General features: G+C 62.2%; 20 protein-coding genes and 2 pseudogenes. 15 read left to right on the top strand and 7 right to left on the bottom strand.

The annotated features are described in order from the left end of the window. Positions 1-11 precede the first annotated feature (11 nt). The 5 genes and pseudogenes from aroC to EDF70_RS08315 all read left to right on the top strand — a co-directional run bounded on the left by aroC (position 12) and on the right by EDF70_RS08315 (position 2,303). Complete coding sequence (gene aroC, locus EDF70_RS08335; RefSeq protein ID WP_132272894.1) at positions 12-1,109, top strand: chorismate synthase; 1,098 nt, start codon at positions 12-14, stop codon at positions 1,107-1,109. A 93-nt stretch (positions 1,110-1,202) separates the two neighbouring features. After that, a complete protein-coding gene (locus EDF70_RS08330; protein ID WP_132272893.1) occupies positions 1,203-1,451 on the top strand; it encodes a BrnT family toxin in 249 nt (82 codons plus the stop codon). After that, a pseudogene (locus EDF70_RS08325) lies at positions 1,448-1,639 on the top strand (hypothetical protein); the annotation flags it as partial. The gene EDF70_RS08330 and the pseudogene EDF70_RS08325, both read left to right, overlap by 4 nt. 101 nt (positions 1,640-1,740) lie before the next feature. Continuing rightward, the gene (locus tag EDF70_RS08320) at positions 1,741-1,989 is read left to right on the top strand and encodes a BrnT family toxin (protein ID WP_132272891.1); all 249 of its coding nucleotides are present in this window, start codon (positions 1,741-1,743) and stop codon (positions 1,987-1,989) included. Further along, on the top strand, positions 1,986-2,303 hold the full coding sequence (locus tag EDF70_RS08315) for a BrnA antitoxin family protein (protein ID WP_132272890.1): 318 nt from the start codon (positions 1,986-1,988) through the stop codon (positions 2,301-2,303). The genes EDF70_RS08320 and EDF70_RS08315 overlap by 4 nt, the downstream gene beginning before the upstream one ends. Positions 2,304-2,503: 200 nt before the next feature. Here the strand turns inward: EDF70_RS08315 and EDF70_RS08310 are convergent, their stop codons facing one another. Continuing rightward, a complete protein-coding gene (locus tag EDF70_RS08310; RefSeq protein ID WP_132272889.1) occupies positions 2,504-3,697 on the bottom strand; it encodes a winged helix-turn-helix domain-containing protein in 1,194 nt (397 codons plus the stop codon). A gap of 109 nt (positions 3,698-3,806) precedes the next feature. On the opposite strand from EDF70_RS08310, the gene EDF70_RS08305 reads away from it, so the two are divergent. The 8 genes from EDF70_RS08305 (at position 3,807) to dxs (ending at position 11,715) form a co-directional block, all read left to right on the top strand. Next, positions 3,807-4,487, top strand: coding sequence for an energy-coupling factor ABC transporter ATP-binding protein (locus EDF70_RS08305; protein WP_132272888.1), 681 nt, complete (start codon positions 3,807-3,809; stop codon positions 4,485-4,487). Then, complete coding sequence (locus EDF70_RS08300; RefSeq protein WP_132272887.1) at positions 4,484-5,080, top strand: CbiQ family ECF transporter T component; 597 nt, start codon at positions 4,484-4,486, stop codon at positions 5,078-5,080. The genes EDF70_RS08305 and EDF70_RS08300 overlap by 4 nt, the downstream gene beginning before the upstream one ends. A gap of 37 nt (positions 5,081-5,117) precedes the next feature. Continuing rightward, positions 5,118-5,681 (top strand): biotin transporter BioY, encoded by a 564-nt coding sequence (locus EDF70_RS08295; protein WP_132272886.1) that lies wholly within the window; start codon positions 5,118-5,120, stop codon positions 5,679-5,681. 354 nt (positions 5,682-6,035) lie between these two features. Then, a complete protein-coding gene (locus tag EDF70_RS08290; RefSeq protein WP_132272885.1) occupies positions 6,036-6,971 on the top strand; it encodes a histone deacetylase family protein in 936 nt (311 codons plus the stop codon). A gap of 2 nt (positions 6,972-6,973) precedes the next feature. After that, positions 6,974-7,228, top strand: a complete 255-nt coding sequence (locus EDF70_RS08285; RefSeq protein ID WP_132272884.1) for an exodeoxyribonuclease VII small subunit — start codon at positions 6,974-6,976, stop codon at positions 7,226-7,228. 141 nt (positions 7,229-7,369) lie between these two features. Further along, positions 7,370-8,479, top strand: a complete 1,110-nt coding sequence (locus EDF70_RS08280; RefSeq protein WP_132272883.1) for a hypothetical protein — start codon at positions 7,370-7,372, stop codon at positions 8,477-8,479. A 289-nt stretch (positions 8,480-8,768) separates the two neighbouring features. Further along, positions 8,769-9,686 (top strand): pirin family protein, encoded by a 918-nt coding sequence (locus EDF70_RS08275; protein WP_132272882.1) that lies wholly within the window; start codon positions 8,769-8,771, stop codon positions 9,684-9,686. Positions 9,687-9,795: 109 nt separating this feature from the next. Further along, complete coding sequence (gene dxs, locus EDF70_RS08270; protein ID WP_132272881.1) at positions 9,796-11,715, top strand: 1-deoxy-D-xylulose-5-phosphate synthase; 1,920 nt, start codon at positions 9,796-9,798, stop codon at positions 11,713-11,715. A 53-nt stretch (positions 11,716-11,768) separates the two neighbouring features. Here dxs and EDF70_RS08265 read toward each other — a convergent pair whose 3' ends face one another. From EDF70_RS08265 to EDF70_RS30300, 4 genes and pseudogenes are all read right to left on the bottom strand, one after another. Further along, the gene (locus EDF70_RS08265) at positions 11,769-12,314 is read right to left on the bottom strand and encodes a hypothetical protein (protein WP_207908238.1); all 546 of its coding nucleotides are present in this window, start codon (positions 12,312-12,314) and stop codon (positions 11,769-11,771) included. Between the two features lie 60 nt (positions 12,315-12,374). Then, positions 12,375-12,557 (bottom strand): hypothetical protein, encoded by a 183-nt coding sequence (locus EDF70_RS08260; protein WP_132272879.1) that lies wholly within the window; start codon positions 12,555-12,557, stop codon positions 12,375-12,377. A gap of 369 nt (positions 12,558-12,926) precedes the next feature. Beyond that, positions 12,927-14,921 (bottom strand): methyl-accepting chemotaxis protein, encoded by a 1,995-nt coding sequence (locus EDF70_RS08250; RefSeq protein WP_132272878.1) that lies wholly within the window; start codon positions 14,919-14,921, stop codon positions 12,927-12,929. Between the two features lie 79 nt (positions 14,922-15,000). Beyond that, positions 15,001-15,246: pseudogene (locus EDF70_RS30300) on the bottom strand (hypothetical protein). A 121-nt stretch (positions 15,247-15,367) separates the two neighbouring features. Here EDF70_RS30300 and EDF70_RS08240 point away from each other — a divergent pair. Next, positions 15,368-16,204, top strand: a complete 837-nt coding sequence (locus EDF70_RS08240; protein WP_132272877.1) for a TlyA family RNA methyltransferase — start codon at positions 15,368-15,370, stop codon at positions 16,202-16,204. Beyond that, a complete protein-coding gene (locus EDF70_RS08235) occupies positions 16,201-17,445 on the top strand; it encodes a class I SAM-dependent RNA methyltransferase (RefSeq protein ID WP_132272876.1) in 1,245 nt (414 codons plus the stop codon). Before EDF70_RS08240 ends, EDF70_RS08235 begins: the two co-directional genes overlap by 4 nt. 227 nt (positions 17,446-17,672) lie before the next feature. On the opposite strand, the gene EDF70_RS08230 is transcribed toward EDF70_RS08235, so the two are convergent. Together EDF70_RS08230 and EDF70_RS08225 are read right to left on the bottom strand one after the other, a co-directional pair. Next, on the bottom strand, positions 17,673-18,428 hold the full coding sequence (locus EDF70_RS08230; protein WP_132272875.1) for a crotonase/enoyl-CoA hydratase family protein: 756 nt from the start codon (positions 18,426-18,428) through the stop codon (positions 17,673-17,675). A gap of 210 nt (positions 18,429-18,638) precedes the next feature. Beyond that, a complete protein-coding gene (locus EDF70_RS08225) occupies positions 18,639-20,420 on the bottom strand; it encodes an acyl-CoA dehydrogenase (RefSeq protein WP_132272874.1) in 1,782 nt (593 codons plus the stop codon). Between the last annotated feature and the right edge of the window lie 202 nt (positions 20,421-20,622).

Below are 20,622 nucleotides of genomic sequence, written 5' to 3'. Positions count from 1 at the left end.
GGCGGGGTCCCATGTCGCATAATTCCTTCGGTCATCTTTTCCGTGTCACCACCTGGGGCGAAAGCCATGGCCCGGCGCTCGGCTGCGTCGTTGACGGCTGCCCTCCCGGCCTGCGCTTCACGCTTGCCGACCTCCAGCAGTGGCTGGACAAGCGCAAGCCCGGCCAGTCGCGTTTCGTGACGCAGCGCCGCGAGGCCGACGAAGTGAAGGTGCTTTCGGGTGTGATGCTGGATGCGGATGGCGTCACGATGATCTCCACCGGCACGCCGATTTCCATGCTGATCGAAAACACCGACCAGCGCTCCAAGGATTACGGCGAGATCGCCCGCCAGTATCGCCCCGGCCATGCCGACTATACCTATGACACCAAATACGGCATTCGCGACTATCGCGGCGGCGGCCGTTCGTCTGCGCGCGAAACCGCTGCCCGCGTTGCCGCCGGCGGCATTGCCCGCCTCGTCGTGCCGGGTGTGACCGTGCGCGGCGCGCTGGTGCAGATCGGCAAACACAAGATCAATCGCGAAAACTGGGACTGGGCACAGGTGGACCAGAACCCGTTCTTCTGCCCGGACGAAGAAATGGTGCCGGTATGGGAAGAATACCTCGACGGTATCCGCAAGGCCGGTTCCTCGATCGGCGCTGTGGTCGAGGTGATCGCCGAAGGCGTGCCGGCCGGCCTTGGCGCGCCGATCTATGCCAAGCTCGATCAGGATATCGCGTCCCTGCTGATGTCGATCAACGCCGTCAAGGGCGTGGAAATCGGTGACGGTTTTGCCTCCGCCGAACTGACAGGCGAGGAAAATGCCGATCAGATGCGCATGGGCAATGACGGCGAGCCGATCTTCCTCTCCAACCATGCCGGCGGCATTTTGGGCGGCATTTCGACCGGCCAGCCGCTGGTGGCGCGTTTCGCCATCAAGCCGACCTCCTCGATCCTGACCGAACGCCAGTCGATCGATGCCGACGGCAAGAACGTGGACGTGCGCACCAAGGGTCGCCACGATCCTTGCGTGGGCATCCGCGCCGTGCCGATCGGCGAGGCCATGGTCGCCTGCGCCATCGCCGACCACTATTTGCGCGATCGCGGGCAGACGGGGCGGCTGGACTGAGCCTCCCCTCGGTTTTGAGGATTGCTGCATCGCTGGACATGATGGATCGTCGCTCATTGTTGGGCGGCGATTTTTCGTGTACGGATATTCAAGATGATCTTCGTTTGCGACGAAGTGAAAAGGCTGGCCAATCTGGACAAATACGGCCTCGATTTTGCGGACGTGATGTTTTTCGGTTGGGAAACGGCCGTTCTGGAGCCAAGCCATAGCGGCCGGGTCAAGGCCATCGGCTATTACCGCGATGGCACGGCTGTGGTAATCTACGCCGGACTGGGCAGTGAGGCCATTTCCATCATCAGTTTTCGTCCTGCAAGTCCGAAGGAAAGGAGACGCCTTCCATGACAGACAAACATCCGACATTGAAGGAATTCCAGCCGGGGCGCGGCTACACGAAAGAAGACTGGGATTCCGTCGACAGCCCGGAGCTGACCGACGAGGAACTGGCGCGCATGCGCCCCGCCCGCGAAGTCCTGCCGCCGGAGTTTTTTCGGTCGCTGGATGAGATGCGCAAGGGTCAGGCCAGGAAGAGCCGGGCGAAATAGCGCTCCCCCCTTAATCCGCAGGATTGCGGAGCATGCCGGCATGAGGAATCCTCGGGCGTTGCTGGGGGGCGATTTTTCGTGTACGAATAATGCGGATTGTTTGGGACGAGCGAAAGCGGATTGCGAATATCGAGAAACACGATCTCGATTTCGGTGATCTGTCCGAGGAATTCTTTCTGTCCGCCGTGACTGTTCCGGCTAAACTTGGTCGCCGGAAAGCGATCGGGCGCCTGGCGAACGGCGTGATCGCTGCAATTTTCGTGACCTTGGGGTCGGAGGGGCTGTCGGTGATTTCCATGCGCCCCGCCCGCCAAGACGAGAGGAGGCTTATCGAATGACCAACAAGCCCCAGAAGCAGAGTGAATTCCAGCCCGGACGCGGCTACACCAAGGAAGATTGGGATGAGGTCTCCGACAATCCGCCATGGACGGAAGAGGAGCTGAAAAACGCCCGTCCCTTCCGCGAAGTCTATCCTGAACTCGCCGCCAAGATGGAAAAGGACATCGCCGCTCGTGGCCGTCCACGCGTCGAGGCGCCCAAAGTGGCCGTCACGCTGCGGCTCGATCCCGATGTACTGGAAAAGTACAAGGCCAGTGGCAAGGATTGGCGCACGGTGATGGCCAAGGAATTGCGTAAGGCGGCCGGGCTGTAGGGGCACCGGCAAGTGTATCGGGATTGAAGCGGTGCGGCTTGCTTCTTCTCCCCGCGCGCGGGGAGATGTGCCGGAGCATCAGCGAGGCGATGAGGGGCAGCGGCAAACTCTGAGGATGAGATTTGCCCCTCATCCGCCTGCCGGCACCTTCTCCCCGTCAAGACAGGGAGAAGGATCTATGCCGCACCCTCGGCATTCCCCTATTCCCCCCGCCAGCCCTCCAGAAAACGCACACTCTCCACCCCGGCAAACCGCGCCATGCGCAGCAGCTCCGCCTCCAGCTTTTCCAGCCGTCCGGCTGACGCACGCACACCGGGTTCCAGCCACAGGCGTTTGACATCCAGCGTACCGGCCTTGCGATCCGCCTTCATGTCGATGCGGCCGATCATGCGGTCGCCTTCCATCAGCGGGAAGACGTAATAGCCGTAAATCCGCTTCGGCTCGGGCACAAAAATCTCGATGCGGTAGTTGAAGTTGAACAACCGCTCGGCACGATCACGATCCCGCAGCAGCGGATCGAAGGGGCTGAGCACGCGGATGCGGTTGGGCGGTTCGGGGATGTCTCCGAGATTTTCGGGAAAACCGGCAAAGGCATAGGACGGACGCGGGCGGCCGCCGTTTGCGGGGGTGACCAGAATTTCCACCAGCTCGTCGCGATGGGTTTCCACCCAGAGCCTGGCTTCCAGCGGCGTCACCAGTGCCCAGAAGGCAGCGATTTCACCGGATGTGGCAAAGCCCAGCCGGGTCAACGCGCTGCGACACGCCCAGTCCAAAAAAACCTCTTCCGTCACTTCCGGTTCGTGATGGTGCAGCGGCAGCACGCGCTCGGTGAGGTCGTAGATCTTTTGAAAATTGCGGCGGCCGGCGATCGAGAGCTTGCCGATATGCCAGTAATATTCGAGCGCCGTCTTGTTGGGGTGCCAGTTCCACCAGCCGCCCGATTTATGATCCTCGGCCTTCATGTCGCGGGACATGATCGCGCCGTTTTCGGCGATATGGCGAAAGGTGTCCTCGAAGGCGGAATCGTAGTTTTCGCCCTGCCATTTTTTCCAGCGTTCGGCCAGATGCGGCTCGCGGCGGCGAAAACGGTGTTTCCAGTAGCGGAAAAATTCCGATGGCAGGATGGAGGCGTCATGCGTCCAGTGCTCGAACAGCTCGCCATCCTTTTCCAGAAGCGCTGTTAGGTGGTCGCGCCGATAGGTCTGGTTGCGCGAAAACAGGATCATGTGGTGGGCGCGCTCGACGGTGGCGATACTGTCCACCTGCACGAAACCGATCGCCTGGATCAGCGCCAGCAGCCCCGCCTTGTCAAGTGCTCGGTTCGGCGCGGCGGACAGGCCCTGCCGCTCGAGGAAAATGCGCCGTGCCTGTTCGTTCGAGATCAGTATAGCCATGAGACAGAGACTAGGGCGGGAATTCGCCGGTTGCAATGTTCTTTTTTCGTTCCGCATTCCCCTCAATCTCTATCGGGTTTATAGAGCCAAGCGAAACTGAGGGACCGGCTTGGACATCCATTTCGAAGAGGCCAGCGTGCGCTATGACGGTCGCACCGCGCTTGAACCGCTGACTGTGCACTTAAGCGAACGGCGCATCGGCGTGATCGGGCTGAACGGTTCCGGCAAAACGACGTTTGCGCGGCTGATCAACGGGCTGGTGAAACCCTCTTCCGGCCGCGTTTCGGTCAACGGTTTCGATACGGTGAAGGATGCGGAAGCGGTGCGCAGCGAAGCCGGCTTCATCTTTCAGAACCCGCAGAACCAGATCATCCTGCCGATATTGAAGGAAGATATTGCTCTGGGCTTGAAGCGCCGCAAGCTTTCGGCAGCGCAGATCGATGCAGCGGTGAATGGCGTGCTGGCCCGTTTCGGCATTCCGCATTTGGCCGAGCGCCGCACCCACGAACTGTCCGGCGGCGAATTGCAGCTCTCCGCCTTTGCCTCTGTTCTGGTGACTGAGCCAAAGATCCTGATCCTCGACGAGCCGACCAACCAGCTGGATCTGAAAAACCGCAATCTGGTGGAACGCACCATGGCGGGCATGGACGAGAACCTGATCGTCATTTCCCATGATCTGGCGCTGGTCGAAGGTTTTGATCGCGTCCTGCTGTTTTCCGGCGGCCGCCTGATCGGCGATGGAGAACCTTCGCAGGTGATCGCGCAATACAGAACGCTGGCCGGCGCATGAACACGCTTTACCTCGACGGCCAAAGCCTGCTGCATCGGCTGCCGACCAGGGCCAAGCTTGGCGGACTGGCACTGTTCAGCTTGCTTCTGTTTGCCGTCAGCCATCCGGTGGTGCTCGGCTTTGCAGCCTTGGCAGCAGCCATTGCCTATAGCTCCACCGGCATAGGCTGGCGCGAAGGCGTTGCACGGCTGCGGCCCGCCTTCATCACCATTTTTGCCGTCACGCTGTTTGCGCTTCTGTTCCAGCCGCCCGTCGAAGCGCTGACCATCCTGTTCCGGCTGACCGCGCTGATGCTGGCGGCTGCCGCCATCACCGCCACCACCTCGATCGGCGCCTTCATCGACACGATCACCTGGGCGGCAAAACCGTTCGAGCGGATCGGGCTGGTGCGCGCCGCCGATATCGGGCTTTCGGTCGGCCTCGTCATCCGCTTCGTGCCGGAAGTGACATTGCGCTACCGCAGCATCCGTGATGCCCATCAGGCGCGTGGACTGAAGGTGCGACCGGTCACGCTGATCGTGCCGCTGCTGATCCAGACACTGAAGAACGCCGATGAAATTGCCGCCGCCATTGACGCGCGCGGCATTCGCTAGCAATTTGCCCCCACGATTTTAAGGGAATTCTAACTGCATGAGCACCAGAGACCTCGTTCTTGTCGCCCTTTTTGCCGCCATCATCGTGGCGCTGGGCCTGATCCCGCCTGTCAGCCTCGGCTTCATTCCGGTGCCGGTGCATGCGCAGTCGCTCGGCGTCATGTTGGCCGGCGTGGTGCTGGGCGCCAAGCGCGGCACACTGACGGTCGCGCTGTTCATGCTGCTGGCCGCCATTGGCCTGCCGGTGCTGTCCGGTGGTCGTGGTGGTCTCGGCGTGTTCATGGCGCCGCCTTCCGGTTACCTCTATGGTTATCTGGCGGCGGCGTTCGTTACCGGTTACATGTCCGAGCGTTTCGTCAACGCTCGCCAGACCGGCCTTGTGCAGGGCACATATTTCTTTGTCGCAGCGCTGGCTGGTGGTGTGTTCCTCTGCCACCTTCTGGGTGTCTTGTGGCTGGCGTTTGTCACCGGCCTTGGCCTGCCGGCTGCGTTCATGGGCACGCTGGCCTTTGTTCCGGGTGATGCGCTGAAGGCCCTGATCGCCGCCTTTGCCGGCCGCGCCGTGATGGTGGGGTATCCGCTTCTGCCGCAGCGGGCTTGATGGGTTGCCGGAACGATTTAGAGGGCGCGGCAGTCTCCAATTATCTTCTCCCTTGAGGGGGTCCGAAGGACGGGCGAGACCAGTGGCTCGCCCCGGCGGTGGCCCGAAGGGTCGGATGAGGGGGAGCGAAGCCACATCGCAAAGTCTTGCCGTGTCGCCCGCCTCATCGCCTCGCTTTCGCTCCGGCACTTCTCCCCGCTGGGGAGAAGATAGTCGTGGCATCCTTGCCAACCCATTGAATATGCCACCGCTTGCGAGGAGCATCCGAGCGGGTATTTTCCACCGCTTGAAAAGCATTCGACCTGCGCCATTTCGCGATTGCCCATCCGGGCGCCAAGGAGAACGAGGCCCGCCATGACCACGCGCCTTTACGAACACGAGATCTTTCTCGAGCACAACACGCCGCCCGGCCACCCGGAGCGCGCCGACCGGCTGCGCTCGCTGGCGATCGCGCTCGAGCATCCCAACTTCGCCGAACTGGACCGCAAGCCCGCCCCACAGGCGAATGAAGACGCGGTGCTGCTGGCCCACCCGGAAGAGCATCTCTTCTCCGTCATGCGGCAGGTGCCGGAGGAAGACGGCGCCATCCACCAGCTGGAAGCCGACACCTATCTCAGCCCCAAAAGTCTGCAGGCTGCACTCACCGGCATCGGCGGTGCGATGGCGGCGGTGGACGACGTGATGACGGGCAAGGTGGACAACGCCTTTGTCGCCGCCCGCCCGCCCGGCCACCATGCGGAAAAATCAAAGGCCATGGGGTTCTGCCTGTTCAACAACGTGGCGATCGCCGCCCGCCATGCGCAGCAGGTTTACGGTGTCGAACGCGTCGCCATCGTCGATTGGGACGTGCATCACGGCAACGGCACCCAGGACATCTTTTGGGACGATCCGTCCGTGTTGTTCTGCTCGACGCACCAGATGCCGCTTTACCCCTATACGGGCGCGCGCGACGAAACGGGCACCAAGAACAACATCGTCAACGCGCCTCTGGCCACCAATGATGGCAGCGACCATTTTCGCGATGCCTTCAAGAGCCGCGTGCTGCCGGCGCTCGAAAACTTTCGCCCGGACTTCGTTTTGATATCCGCCGGCTTCGATGCGCATCACCGCGATCCGCTGGCGCAGATCAACCTTGTCGGCGACGATTTCGACTGGGCGACCGGGCGGCTGATGGAAATCGCCGGCAAATATGCCGGCAACCGGGTCGTCAGCCTGCTGGAAGGTGGCTATGATCTGGAAGGCCTGGCCGAATCGGCGGGCCTGCATATCTGCAGATTGATGAGAGGCTGAGAATGTCGGAACAGGTCGAACTCAACGAAGTCAGCGCGTATTCGTTCGAGAAGGCTGTCGCCGAACTCGAAAGCATCGTTGCCCGGCTGGAACGCGGCGACGTGGCGCTGGACGAATCCATCGCCATTTACGAACGCGGCGAAGCGTTGAAGAAGCACTGCGAAAAGCTGCTGGCTGCCGCCGAAAACCGCATCGAAAAAATTCGCCTCGACCGCGCCGGCAAGCCGCAGGGTGTGGAGCCGCTGGACGGCGAATAACGGTCTTGTGACCTTTTACCTGACCCGCAAAAGGTCAGACCGCTCAAATGCCATCCATTATCTTGAACGGGTTTTCATCGCCTCCCCCTATCCATTCCCTTGAAAATTGATGGTTTTATGCGCCGGGGGCGTGGCAATTTCATGGGTCAGATACGTGCCTTGGCGGCGGCGGATATTCCGGCAGTGGCCCGGCTTTTTCAAAAAGCATTCAGGCGAACAGATGCCGCCCCTTCGGCTGCCTTTGTCGATTGCCTGCGCAATATTTATATCGATCATCCGCTCGTACATGAAAACCTGCCGAGCCTGGTGCATGAAAGCCGGAGCGGCATTTCCGGCTTTATCGGACGGCACCACCTGGCGATGGGCATCGGCCACAGGCAGGTCAGCGGTGCGCTGTTCGGCACGATCATGGCCGACAACCGCGCCGGACACTCGCTGATCGGCCCCAAACTGCTCAAAGCCGCACTGGCCGGACCACAGGACTTTTCCTTCGCCGACACGACCAGCGACATTTCCCGCACGCTCGGCCAGCGGCTGGGCTGCACGCCGCTTCCGACCCACAGCCTCAACTGGCTGCGCATCATCCGCCCGACACAGTGGCTGATGGATCAGGTGGCGCAGCGTTTCCGTCCACTCGGCCTTTTGGCGCCCGTTGCCGGCGCCGCCGACGACATGCTGCGCAAGCGCATTCGCCCCAACCGGCAGCGCTGGTTTGTGCATGGCGCCGGCAGCACGGCCAAGGGCGCGACCGCAGAGCATATCGATGCCGACAGGTTTGCCGCGCTTTTCACCGAACTTTCCGGCCGCTTTGCGCTGCGCCCGCGCTGGCACCTTCAGGATGTTGCCGCGCTTTCCCGGCAGGCTATCGAAAAGCAGCAGTTCGGTTCACCATTTTTCGGCGCGGTGACCGATCACCACGGAAAGCCGGTCGGCTGTTTTCTCTACCACCTGAAAAAGAGATCCACGGCGCGGGTGCTGCAGGTCGTGGCCGCTGCGGGCGCCGAGGGCGCCGTCATCGACGCGCTGATTGCGCATGCGGCGGACAATGGTGCGAGCGCCGTGATCGGCCGCACCGAAGCCTATCTGATGGAAGCCATGCTGGGCCGCCGCATCGGCTTCACCAATACCGCCTCCAGCATGATCCATAGCCGCGACCCCGAAATTCTTGGCGCCATCACACGTGGCGATGTGCTTTTGAACGGGCTGGTGGGCGAACAGTGGAGCCCGATGATCGGCAACCGGTTCGCGTGATATGAAGCGGTGCGCTTCGGGGAACAGTGTGTTGCGTGAGGTGGGACTGTTGGTGAACTAAGGTGCGCGCTAGGTTGTGTATATCATCAGATCAGAGCGATCGCTTTGGAGAAAGTCCCCCTCTGGCCTGCCGGCCATCTCCCCCACAAGGGGGGAGAAAACTTGTGGCAACCCGCTGTCTCAATCAAGCAGCAGCGGATCGGCTGGGTTAAGCCCCTCCCCCTTGTGGGGAGGGGTTTGGGGCGGGGCCTTTTTTCAGGCAACAGATCACAACAAGGAGACCGGCCCCATGTCCTTTTTCCCCGGCACCGATCCCGCCCCCGGCGATGCCTTTGCCTGTGATGCGATCGAGAACCTGATCATTCCGCGCTCCAGCGATATCGGCGGTTTTGCCGTGCGCCGCGCTCTGCCCACCCGCCAGCGCCGCCTTGTCGGGCCCTTCATCTTTTTCGACCGCATGGGACCGGCGGTTCTGCGCGCCGACGAAGCGCTCGATGTCAAGCCGCACCCGCATATCGGGCTTTCCACCGTCACCTATCTGTTCGATGGCGAAATCAAACACCGCGACAGCCTCGGCACCGAACTCGTCATCAAGCCCGGCGACATCAACCTGATGACGGCAGGGCGCGGCATCGTGCATTCCGAACGCACGCCCGAAAATCTGCGCGGCCACCCGCTCGCCATGTCCGGCCTGCAGACTTGGCTGGCGCTGCCGGACAACATGGAGGAAATCGATCCCGCCTTTGCCCACACGGCGCGGGAAATGATGCCGATCATCGACTGGCAGGGTGCTTCCGGACGCGTGGTGATCGGCGCGTTGGACGGGTTGTCTTCGCCAGTCCCGACCTTTTCCGATACGCTCTATGTCGACCTGACACTGGAGCCGGGCAGAAAATTCCCCTTCTCCGCCGCCCATGAAGAGCGAGCGATCTACATTCTCTCCGGCGAACTCGTCATTTCCGGCGACCGTTTTGCCGCCGACCAGCTGCTGGCCTTTCGCCCCGGCGACGAGATCACGCTGGAGGCAGGCGCGATGGGCTGTCACATCATGCTGTTCGGCGGTGCGGCGATGACATCGCGCCGCTACGTCTGGTGGAATTTTGTGTCCTCCTCCAAGGAGCGCATCGAACAGGCCAAGGAAGAGTGGCGTACCGGCCGTTTCGACATCGTACCGGGGGATGAGGACGAGTTTGTGCCTTTGCCGTGAGCGCGAATTCCGATAGAAGCTTCAGGCAATCGACTTGAAAAAGGCGAATGCCAGCGCATCTTTGCTGGATTGCACAACCGACAGACTGCGTGAAAGAAGGCCGGATTCCTTGACAGCAAAACCAGAGACACCCTTGCTCGACAAGATCAATCTGCCGGCCGACCTGCGCTCTGTCGAGGATCGCGACCTGCCGCAGGTGGCGCGCGAGTTGCGCGACGAGATGATCGATGCCGTGTCGAAGACCGGTGGTCATCTGGGCGCCGGCCTCGGCGTCGTGGAACTGACGATCGCCATCCACAAGGTGTTCAACACGCCCGACGACCGGCTGATCTTCGATGTCGGCCACCAGTGTTACCCGCACAAGATTTTGACCGGCCGCCGCGACCGCATCCGCACCCTGCGCCAGGAAGACGGGCTTTCCGGCTTTACCCGCCGGGCAGAGAGCGAATACGATCCGTTTGGCGCCGCCCATTCCTCCACCTCGATTTCCGCCGGCCTCGGCATGGCCGTCGCCTCCGAGCTGGCCGGCTCGAAGCGCAATGTCATCTCGATCATCGGCGATGGCTCGATGTCGGCAGGCATGGCCTATGAGGCGCTCAACAATGCCGGCGCGCTGGATGCCCGCCTGATCGTCATCCTCAACGACAACGACATGTCGATCGCGCCGCCGACCGGCGCGATGAGTGCCTATCTCGCCCGCCTCGCCTCCGGCCGCACCTATATGGGCATGCGCGAAGTGGGCAAGAAGCTGACCAGCTATCTCGGCAAATCGATCGACCGGGCGATTACCCGCGCCGTCGAACATGCACGCGGTTACGTGACCGGCGGCACCATGTTCGAGGAACTCGGTTTCTACCATATCGGCCCGATCGACGGCCATTCCTTCGAACACCTGCTGCCGGTGCTGCGCAATGTGCGCGACAACGCGCACGGCCCGGTGCTGATCCATGTGGTGACGCAGAAGGGCAAGGGTTATCCGCCGGCAGAAGCGGCCGCCGACAAATATCACGGTGTAGCCAAATTCGACGTCATCACCGGCGCGCAGGCCAAGGCCAAGCCGAATGCGCCGAGCTATACGAGCGTGTTCGGTGAAGCGCTGGTTCAGGAAGCCGGTTTCGACGACAAGATTGTCGGCATCACCGCCGCCATGCCTGACGGCACGGGGCTGGGCAAGATGCTGGAAGCTTATCCCACCCGCACATTCGATGTCGGCATTGCCGAACAGCATGCGGTGACGTTCGCGGCCGGTCTTGCCACGGAAGGGTTCAAGCCTTTCTGCGCGATCTATTCGACCTTCCTGCAGCGCGGTTACGACCAGGTCGTGCATGACGTGGCGATCCAGGGACTGCCGGTGCGTTTCCCGATCGACCGCGCCGGTTTTGTCGGTGCCGATGGGCCGACCCATGCCGGTTCGTTCGACACGACATTCCTTGCCACTCTGCCGGGCATGGTGGTGATGGCCGCTTCCGACGAGGCGGAACTGAAGCACATGGTGCGCACCGCCGCCGCCTATGACGACGGCCCGATTTCCTTCCGTTACCCGCGCGGCGAAGGCGTGGGCGTGGAAATGCCGGCACGCGGCGAAATCCTGCAGATCGGCAAGGGCCGCATCGTCAAGGAAGGTGCGAAAGTCGCCCTCCTCTCCTTCGGAACGCGTCTGAAAGACTGTCTGCTGGCGGCAGAAGACCTCGATGCGAGCGGCCTTTCGACGACGGTTGCCGACGCCCGTTTCGCAAAGCCTCTGGACCACGACCTGATCCGCCAGCTGGCCCGCCACCACGAGGTGCTGATCACCATCGAGGAAGGCGCCGTCGGCGGTTTCGGCAGCCATGTGCTGCAGTTCCTCTCCGGCGAAGGCCTGCTCGACAACGGCCTGAAAATCCGCTCGCTGGTTCTGCCGGACATCTGGATGGAACAGGCAAGCCCGGATGCGATGTATGCCAAGGCGGGACTGGACCGTGCGGGGATCGTCGGCACGGTGTTTCGGGCGCTGGGCAAGACGGTTGTGGGGGTTGGCGCTGCGGGGTGAGGTTTACCTCACTCCCCCGCCACCAAAAACAGCACATCCATCTTCCGCTCCGGCTATCTCGGCAAAAAATACCCAATCACCCTGCGCGGGTTCACCACGGCGATCTGGGTGTGGGTCTTGCGGAAAAAGCCGCCACCGGGATAAGCCGGTTCACCTTCAGTAAACAGGCCGCGCACCGTGTCGAAACGCTCGACAGGTGAGGACGTGCCCATCCTTTCGATCTGCATATCGACCACCGCATGAAGGTGCCGGATGACCGCGCAATCGAGAAAACGCAACAACTTGTCCTTGTTCCTGTCGATGCCGATATCCTGGTTTTCGGGAATGGGCAGACCGGCCATTGTCTGAGTTTCACAGAAAGTCTCATAGGCAACCCGCAGGATGTCGAGATTTTCTCTCATCAGCAGATCGAGGCAATTGCCGAGATCGATCACTGCACCGAGCACGAATGCCTCGCGGTATCGACCACGCGCAACCTTCCACTCGGCCCATTCCCGCGCGCGTTTGGGATCGTTTTCCCAGAAATAGATACCTGGGCCGAGCCAGTCGAAATCCTCGGTGCTTGGATGAAGCTCGTCATCACCTCGCAAAACCCGCATCCCGACCTCTCTATCACAACCGTGATAGCCAAGGACGAAAGAGGTCGCCAGCCGGGTCAATCAGGTCAGCGAAGGTTGAGCGCCCTCGGCGGTCTTGCCGCCGAATTCAGGCGCCAGTTCGCCATCCTGCGTATAGATGCCTTCATCGATCAACGATTGGCGAGCGGTTTCGCGATCCACGGCGCTGCGGCGCGCATGATCGCGCAGAAGCAGCTTCAACGCCTCTCTCTGCTTGTCGGTCATGACGCTTTCTCCTTGGACAGGTCGGGACGATATCCCGCTCTTCATAAATACATTGCGACCCGCACAAGTTCAACAGACCGTTGGAATGCAGAACGTGGTTCGCGCTCTTGGCCATTGCCCCGCGCAGCACGCTCCCACCATTGCCCCCTCTCCTCCGTCATTCCTGTGCTTGTCACAGGAATCCAGCGACCGTGCGTCCGCACGGTCAGAGGACTCTTTCGCCGCGCAGACTCGCGTCGGCTGGATCCCGGCTCAGGGCCGGGATGACGGAAGTGGGGGTGCATGCTCACCCCGCTCAACACCCCCAAACACAAAAAAGGGCGGAACCCACCGGCCCCGCCCTCTCATCATCTCATCAACCCAACCGCCTCAGAATTCTTCCCAATTGTCCTTCGATGCCGAAGTCACCGGCGCCGGTTCAAACGCCCGCGCCAGCTGGTTGTGCAGGGCCATGGCCGGTGAGCGGCGCGGTTTCTCCTCGGCCGCCACGCGCACCATCGGTGCCTTGGCCGGACGGCTTATCGGTGCGAATTGCGGGGCGGCAGCGGTCGGCACCGGCGGGATGACAAAACCTGAGCGTCTGGGCGCGGCATAACCGGCGTCCTTGCCGAGGTTGAACTGTTTCAGGAGTTCGTTCAGCGTGTTGGCTTCGCTGGCCAGCGTGTGGCTGGTTTTCGTCTGCTGATCCACCATGGCGGCGTTCTGCTGGGTGTTGCGGTCCATCGTGCCGACCGCGTTGTTGATTTCCTGCAGGCCGGTCGCCTGTTCACGGGTGGAGACCACGATGGCGCGGACATGCTCGTTGATCTCGCGCACCTCTTCCACGATCGCTTCCAGCGCCTTGCCGGTTTCGCCCACCAGGGCCACGCCGGCATCCACCTGGGTGGTGGAGGTGGTGATCAGCGTCTTGATGTCCTTGGCCGCATTGGCGGAACGCTGCGCCAGTTCGCGCACTTCCTGCGCCACCACCGCAAACCCCTTGCCTGCCTCGCCGGCGCGGGCCGCTTCGACACCTGCGTTCAGCGCCAGAAGATTGGTCTGGAAGGCGATCTCGTCGATCACGCCGATGATGTTGCTGATCTCGTGGCTGGAATGCGAAATGCCTTCCATGGCCGACACGGCGCGGCGCACCACCTCGCCGGATTTTTCGGCGCCGGCGCGGGTGCGCTCGACGCGCTGGCCGACATCTTCGGCACGGGCGGCAGCGTCCTTGACGGTGGTCGTCACCTGCTCGACGGCAGCGGCGGTCTGTTCGACGGCGGCGGCCTGCTGTTCGGTGCGCTTGGCCAGATCGTCGGTGGCGGCGCGGATCTCATCGGCATTGGCGTGGATGGCCGACGCATTGTCACCGACCGAGGTCAGTGTCGACTGCAGCGTGGCGACGGCACTGTTGAAATCGGTGCGCAACCGGTCGAGACGGCCGGCAAAGGCGTGGTTCAGGCGATGGGCGACATCACCTTCGGCCAGCTTCGACAGACCTGTCGCAAGGCCATCGATGGCGAATTCGAGATCGGCGGCATCATGCGCCTTCTGCTCATCGTTCACCCGGCGTTCGGTTTCCGCGCGGGCGCGGGTCAGATCGCTGTCGCGTTCCAGGCGGGCCTTTTCGATCGCCGCATGCTTGAACACGGCAACGGCCTGCGCCATGCGGCCGACTTCGTCGCCACGGTCGAGTGCGGGCACTTCGATATCATTGTTGCCGCCGGCCAGCGCCGTCATGGTGCGCGTCATGCCGACGATCGGGTTGACGATGGCGTTGCACAGCGCCCAGATCAGGCCGAGCGCCAGCACGCCGGCAATGCCGCCGGCAATCACCAGCGTCCAGAGAATGGCGGCGCTGGCGTCATGCTGCGCGGCCGTCAGGCTGGCCGACAGCGTCATTGCCTGCTGCTTGAGCGTGGTGGCGGCTGCGCGAAAACCGTCGAGCGATTTTTCGCCCTCGCCGCGCGCGAATGGCTGGCCAGCCTTGGCGGCAGCCAGTTGCGGGTCGATGAGCTGGCGGTTAACAGTGCTTGCCGCCGCCGAAAGCGTGTCGATGGAGGCGAGAAGATCGGCGCGACCTCTGGCGGCGCTGCGGGCATCGTCGAGCGCCTTGGTCACCTCGGCGCGATTGGCGAGCACAGCTGCGGCAGATGCTTCCGCACCACCGAGCAGATAATCCCGCTGGTAGACGACCTGTTCGAGCATGGCTTCGACGGCGCTATCGAGACCGACGACGATCGCCTGCGCGGAAACCTGCTCGTCAGCCGCGGCATTCGACTTCAGCACCTGCCAGTAAACCCCGGCGGTGGCGAAAAAACAGGCGGACATCACCGCCATGAAAGTGACGATGATCTTCTTGCTGATGGACAGGTTTTTCAACATGGGGTCGCGCTCGTAAAAAGTGCACAAAAAAGAATCTCTATGGCCACTGAGAAAGCACATCCTTGTTTAAGATAGTGTTTCACATTGCCAGATCGTCGCGGTTAGAGCTGATCATTGTTAAATGGAAGCGGTTCTGCCGGAGCAGGTTTTCGTCGGGGCAGTGGCGATTGGCGAAGTGCATACCACCGGGTACGTGCGAGCCGATCGCCGCTGATCCTGGCGGAAAGATGCCCGGCCCTTACGGGTTGGCTGAAACGGGCCGTCTGATCGCATGGCCGGCTTGGCCGTATGCTTTGGCTACGACACGCGCCAGCCATGCGACCATCCGGAACCGTTTGAGCCAACAGAACCGATTCCATTTAACAATGAGCAGCTCTGAACATTTGTCATGGCCGTGTTGCTATCTATGACTTGCGCAAATGCCCGACAAACGTCATTGACAGGCGATGTCCAAATCCACCGAACCCCAACGTCTCGACCAGCTTCTGGTCTCGCTCAACCTCGTGGCCAGCCGCGCCCGCGCGCGCGATGCGATCAGCCGTGGCACCGTGACCGTCAACGGCCGCACCGTCACCAAGCCGAGCCTGACCTTCAAGCCCGACGTCACCGTCACCATCAATGACCCGGCGCAGGATTACGTGTCCCGCGCGGCGCTGAAACTTGTGGCGGCACTCGATCATTTCCAGCTCGATCCGACCGGCCATGACTGCCTCGATATCGGCGCCTCCACCGGCGGCTTTACCGAAGTGCTGGTGATGCGCGGCGCAGAACATGTGACCTCCATCGATGTCGGCCACGGGCAGATGCACCAGCGTCTTCTGGATGACGAGCGCGTCACCAATATCGAAGGCCTCAACGCCCGTTATCTCGAGCCGGACGATTACGAAGACCGGCCGATCACCTTCATCGTGTCCGATGTCTCGTTCATCTCGCTGAAACTGGCTTTGGCGCCGGCGCTGGAACAGGCCGAACCCGGTGCGCTCTGCGTGCTGCTGGTCAAGCCGCAGTTCGAGGCGGGCCGCGAGGCGATCAGCAAGGCGGGCCTTTTGAAGGAGCCGGAAACGGCACCGGATGTGGCCGCCGAACTGCAGCGCTGGCTGGTGGAAGACATGGGTTGGGAAAGCCTCGGCCTCATCCCCTCGCCCATCGATGGCGGCGACGGCAACAAGGAATTTCTGCTGGCCGGCAAGAAGCCCGAAGATGCCGAGCCGTATCAGCGTAGCGAAAAGGACGACGAAGACCGCGACGCCGACGATATGGATGATGAGGACAGTGACGAATGAGCACGGTCACCGTCACCATCAATCGCCTCGGCGCTCAAGGCCACGGCATCGCCAATGGCGAGGACGGTCCGGTCTATGTGCCCTATGCGCTGCCGGGTGAGACGCTGGCGATCGCCCGCAATGGCGACCACGGCACCGTCATGTCCACCGGCGCGCCCTCGCCGGACCGTATCGAGCCGGTCTGCCGCCATTTCGGCCCGGACAGCGATGCCTGCGGCGGCTGTTCGCTGCAGCATCTGGCGGAAACGCCCTATCTCGCCTTCAAGCGCCAGCTGGTGGTCGATGCGCTGAAATCCAAGGGCTTGACGCCCGAGGTGGCGGATACCATTCCGGCCAAGCCCGGTGAGCGTCGCCGCACGGTGTTTTCCGCCCGCAATACGGAAAAGGAATTTCTGCTCGGCTTCAACCGCGAAGAGACGCATCACATCGTCTCGATTGTCGAATGTCCCATCGCCGCGCCCGGCATCGTGGCGCGGCTGGAGACGATCCGCACAATCGGCCGCGCGCTTGCCATCGGCGCCGAGACGTTTCGCATCTCCGTTCTCGAAACCCTGATGGGGCTGGATATCGCCGCCGAGGGTTTGAAGAAGATGGAAGACAAGCAGCGCCGCGCGGTGATCGAAACCGTGCTGACGCTGAAGGGCATTGCCCGCGTTTCCGTCAATGGCGAAATCCTCATCGAGCCGATCAAGCCGATCATCGAATTTGCCGGCGTGCGCGTTTCACCGCCGCCGGGCGCTTTCGTGCAGGCCACCAAGACCGCCGAAGAGGTGATGTCGGAGATCGTTGCCAAACATGTCGGCAAGTCGAAAAAGGTGCTCGACCTGTTTGCCGGGGCCGGCACGTTTACCTTCCGGATCGCAAAGACCACCAAGGTGCATGCGGTCGAAGGTGACGAAAAGGCGGTCAAGGCGCTGGATCTGGCAGCGCGGCAGACTCAAGGGCTGAAGCCGGTGACGGTGGAACGGCGCGACCTGTTCCGCCGGCCGATGATCCCGTTCGAACTGAAGCATTATGATGCCGTCGTGTTCGACCCGCCGCGCGCGGGGGCGGAAGCCCAGATGAAGGAACTGGTGCGCGCCAATGTAAAGACGATTGCCGCCGTCAGCTGCAATCCGCTGACACTGGCCCGTGATCTGCGCATTCTGGTGGATGCCGGTTACCGCATCAAGTCGGTGACGCCGATCGACCAGTTTTTGTGGTCGACGCATGTGGAGACGGTGGCGCTGCTGGTGAAGTAACGCTGGCTGTTGCATTTTGGCGACGAGACGGCGCGGCTTGCTCCCTTCGATCTCCCCCCTTGTGGGGGAGATGTCACCGAAGGTGACAGAGGGGGGTGTACAACGGTTCGGAAAATGGATCGAAAGCGGTATTTGCGGCAGATACCCCCCTCTGTCCTGCCGGACATCTCCCCCACATGGGGGGAGATCGGCTGGGCGCGCCGTCTTATAATCCTTATGCGACAATCTCACCGCTTCATGAAAGCCTCAAACGCCGCGCGCGCCTCGGGGCTTTTCAATTGCGCGGTGAAATGCACGAGCTCCTCGTCGATCCTTGCCAGCACCTCGTCACGCGGCCCACGCACCAGCTCGCGGGCAATTTTCAGCGCCTGCGGTGGTTTTGCGGCCAGCGATGTGGCGAGCTTCAACGTTTCGGCCTCCACCGCACCCGGCACGACCACTTTCCACACCAGACCGGCGGCAAGCGCGGCATCGGCACCAAAACCTTCACCGGCGGCGAGCATGGCAAAGGCGCGTTGATGGCCCATGATTTTGGGCGCCAGCAGACTGGAAGCGGCTTCCGGCACCAGCGCCAGATCGACGAACGGCGTCTTGAACAGGCTGCGATCGGAGGCGATGGTCAGGTCGCAATGCAGGTTGAGCGTGGTGCCGATGCCGATCGCCAGGCCATCGACGCCCGAGACCATCGGCTTTTCGCAAAGTGCGAGCGCCTTGATGAAAATGGCGGCGGCCGGTGGCTCCCTGGAGCAGGACATGGCGTAGCTGAGAAAATCACCCATGTCGTTGCCGGCGGAAAAACAATTTTCGCTACCGAGAAAGGCGATGGCACGGATATTGGGGTCGGCGTTTGCTTCGGTGAGCGCCGCCGTCATCGTCTGGTACATGGCTGAGGTGATGGCGTTTTTCTTGTCCGGCCGGTTGAAGCGGATGACGAGGACACCGGGAGCCGTTTGCGGCCGTTCGATCAGGATATGGTCTGTCATGGGCGGTTCCTCCTCCGGGTTGTTTTGTGTTGTGGCATGAATGGAGCAGCTGGCTCCCACTATCTTCTCCCCTCGGGGAGAAGGTGGCCCGAAGGGTCGGATGAGGGGGAGCGAAGCCAGATTGCAAAGCCTTGCCGTGTCGCCCCCTCATCGCCTCGCTGACGCTCCGGCACTTCTCCCCGCTGGGGAGAAGATGATGTGGCAAGCCCCCTACCCCAGAACCACCCTCGCCGCCTGCAAGCTCGCTGCCCCCGACACCACGGCATCCTTTAACGCCGCCGTCTCGGCCAAAAGGTTTTCCGCCGCAAACCGGCAAAGCGCCACACGTTTTTCCCCGTCGCCATCACCGGCCACCGCCAGCGCGCCGGTGGCGAGATAGGCGCCGGTCAATGTCAGGCCAAACAGCCGCTGATAGGGTGTCGCACCGGCCAGCGCCTCGGCCTGCTGACCACCGGCCAGCGCCTCCAGCAGCCAGTCGGTCGCGGCCTCGAGATCGGCGATCGCCGCCGACAGACGATCCGCTGACGTGCCGAAAGCCGCATCATTGGACGCCGCCAGTTTGTCTGCCACCGCTTTCAGTTCCGCGATCAACCTGCGCACCGCACCACCTTCGGACAAGGGCAGTTTGCGGGTGACGAGGTCGATCGCCTGAATGCCGTTGGTGCCCTCGTAGATCGGCGCAATGCGGGCATCGCGCAGGTAACGGGCCGCCCCCGTCTCCTCGATGAAACCCATGCCGCCATGCACCTGAATGCCCATCGAGGCGACATCGACACCGGCATCGGTGGAGAAGGATTTGGCGATCGGCGTCAGAAGTGCTGCGCGTTCCGCCCAGTGTTTCGCTTCCTCACCCTCGGTTGCGTGCGAAAAATCGATGGCGTGGGCGCAGGCGTAACATATGGCGCGCGACCCTTGGGTCAGCGCCTTCATGGTCAGCAGCGTGCGGGCGATATCGGGATGTTCGATGATGGGCGACATGCCCGAACCCGTCCAGCCCGGCGCTTTCCCTTGGCCGCGCTCCTTCGCATAGGCCACCGCCTTCTGGGTGGCGGCTTCGGCGATCGCCACGCCCTGGATGCCGACGGCAAGGCGGGCATTGTTCATCATCGTGAACATGCAGGCCAGGCCCTTGTTCTCCTCGCCGACCAGATAACCGAGCGCGCCCTTTTCGGCGCCAAACTTGCCATCGCCAAAAATCATCGTGCAGGTGGGCGAGCCGTGAATGCCGAGCTTGTGCTCAATCGAATGGCAGAACACATCATTACGTTCACCCGGCGCACCATCCGCACCCACCAGAAATTTTGGCACCAGAAACAGCGAGATGCCACGCGTGCCGGCCGGCGCATCCGGCAGGCGGGCGAGCACGAGATGAATGATATTGTCGGCGGCGTCGTGTTCGCCCCAGGTGATAAAGATCTTCTGGCCAAAAATACGGTAAGCACCGTCACCCGCCCGCTCCGCCCGGCTTTTGAGCACGCCGAGGTCTGAGCCGGCATGCGGCTCGGTGAGGTTCATCGTGCCGGTCCACTCGCCTGACACCATCTTTTCCAGAAATTTTTGCTTCAGCTCATCGCTGCCATGTTTCGACACGGCCTCGATGGCGCCCATGGTGAGCGTCGGCGCGAGCGCAAACGCCATGGAAGCGGCGTTCCACATTTCGAGTGCGGCGACATTGAGCATATGCGGCAGCGCCTGTCCGCCAAACGCTTCCGGCCCGGTCAGGCCGTTCCAGCCGCCTTCGCACCAGGCCTTGTAAAGCGCCGGCCAGCCTTTGGGCGTGATGACGGCGCCATCGACAAACCGCGCGCCTTCGCGGTCACCACTCTCGCCCAGCGGTGCGATCTCCTCACCGGCAAAACGGCCTGCCTCGGAAAGGATCGCCTCGACGAGATCGCCGCTCAGATCTCCCAGCCTGCCCTCTTCCACGGCGGCCCCAAGGCCGGCGACATGATTGAGCGTGAAGGCGATCTCTTCGACCGGTGCCTTGTACATGCAAATATCTCCTCTGTCGGACACGCCCGCAGCCGAAGCCGTCGCGCATCCACTCCCGACATGCATTTTACGTAAACGTCAAAGCGGATGTCAATGTGGGGATGGTGCGGAAAACCGGCGGAAGGTTAGCTTGTGGAAGAGATGTGGCGGCGCATTGCGGCATTAGGCAATTCTCCTGCCCCGTGACTAATGCACCTCGGCA

The organism is Neorhizobium sp. JUb45, from assembly GCF_004343585.1.
GTDB lineage: Bacteria > Pseudomonadota > Alphaproteobacteria > Rhizobiales > Rhizobiaceae > Neorhizobium.
Note: the sequence above shows the minus strand (reverse complement) of the source record. Positions and strands in the feature narration are given on the sequence as shown.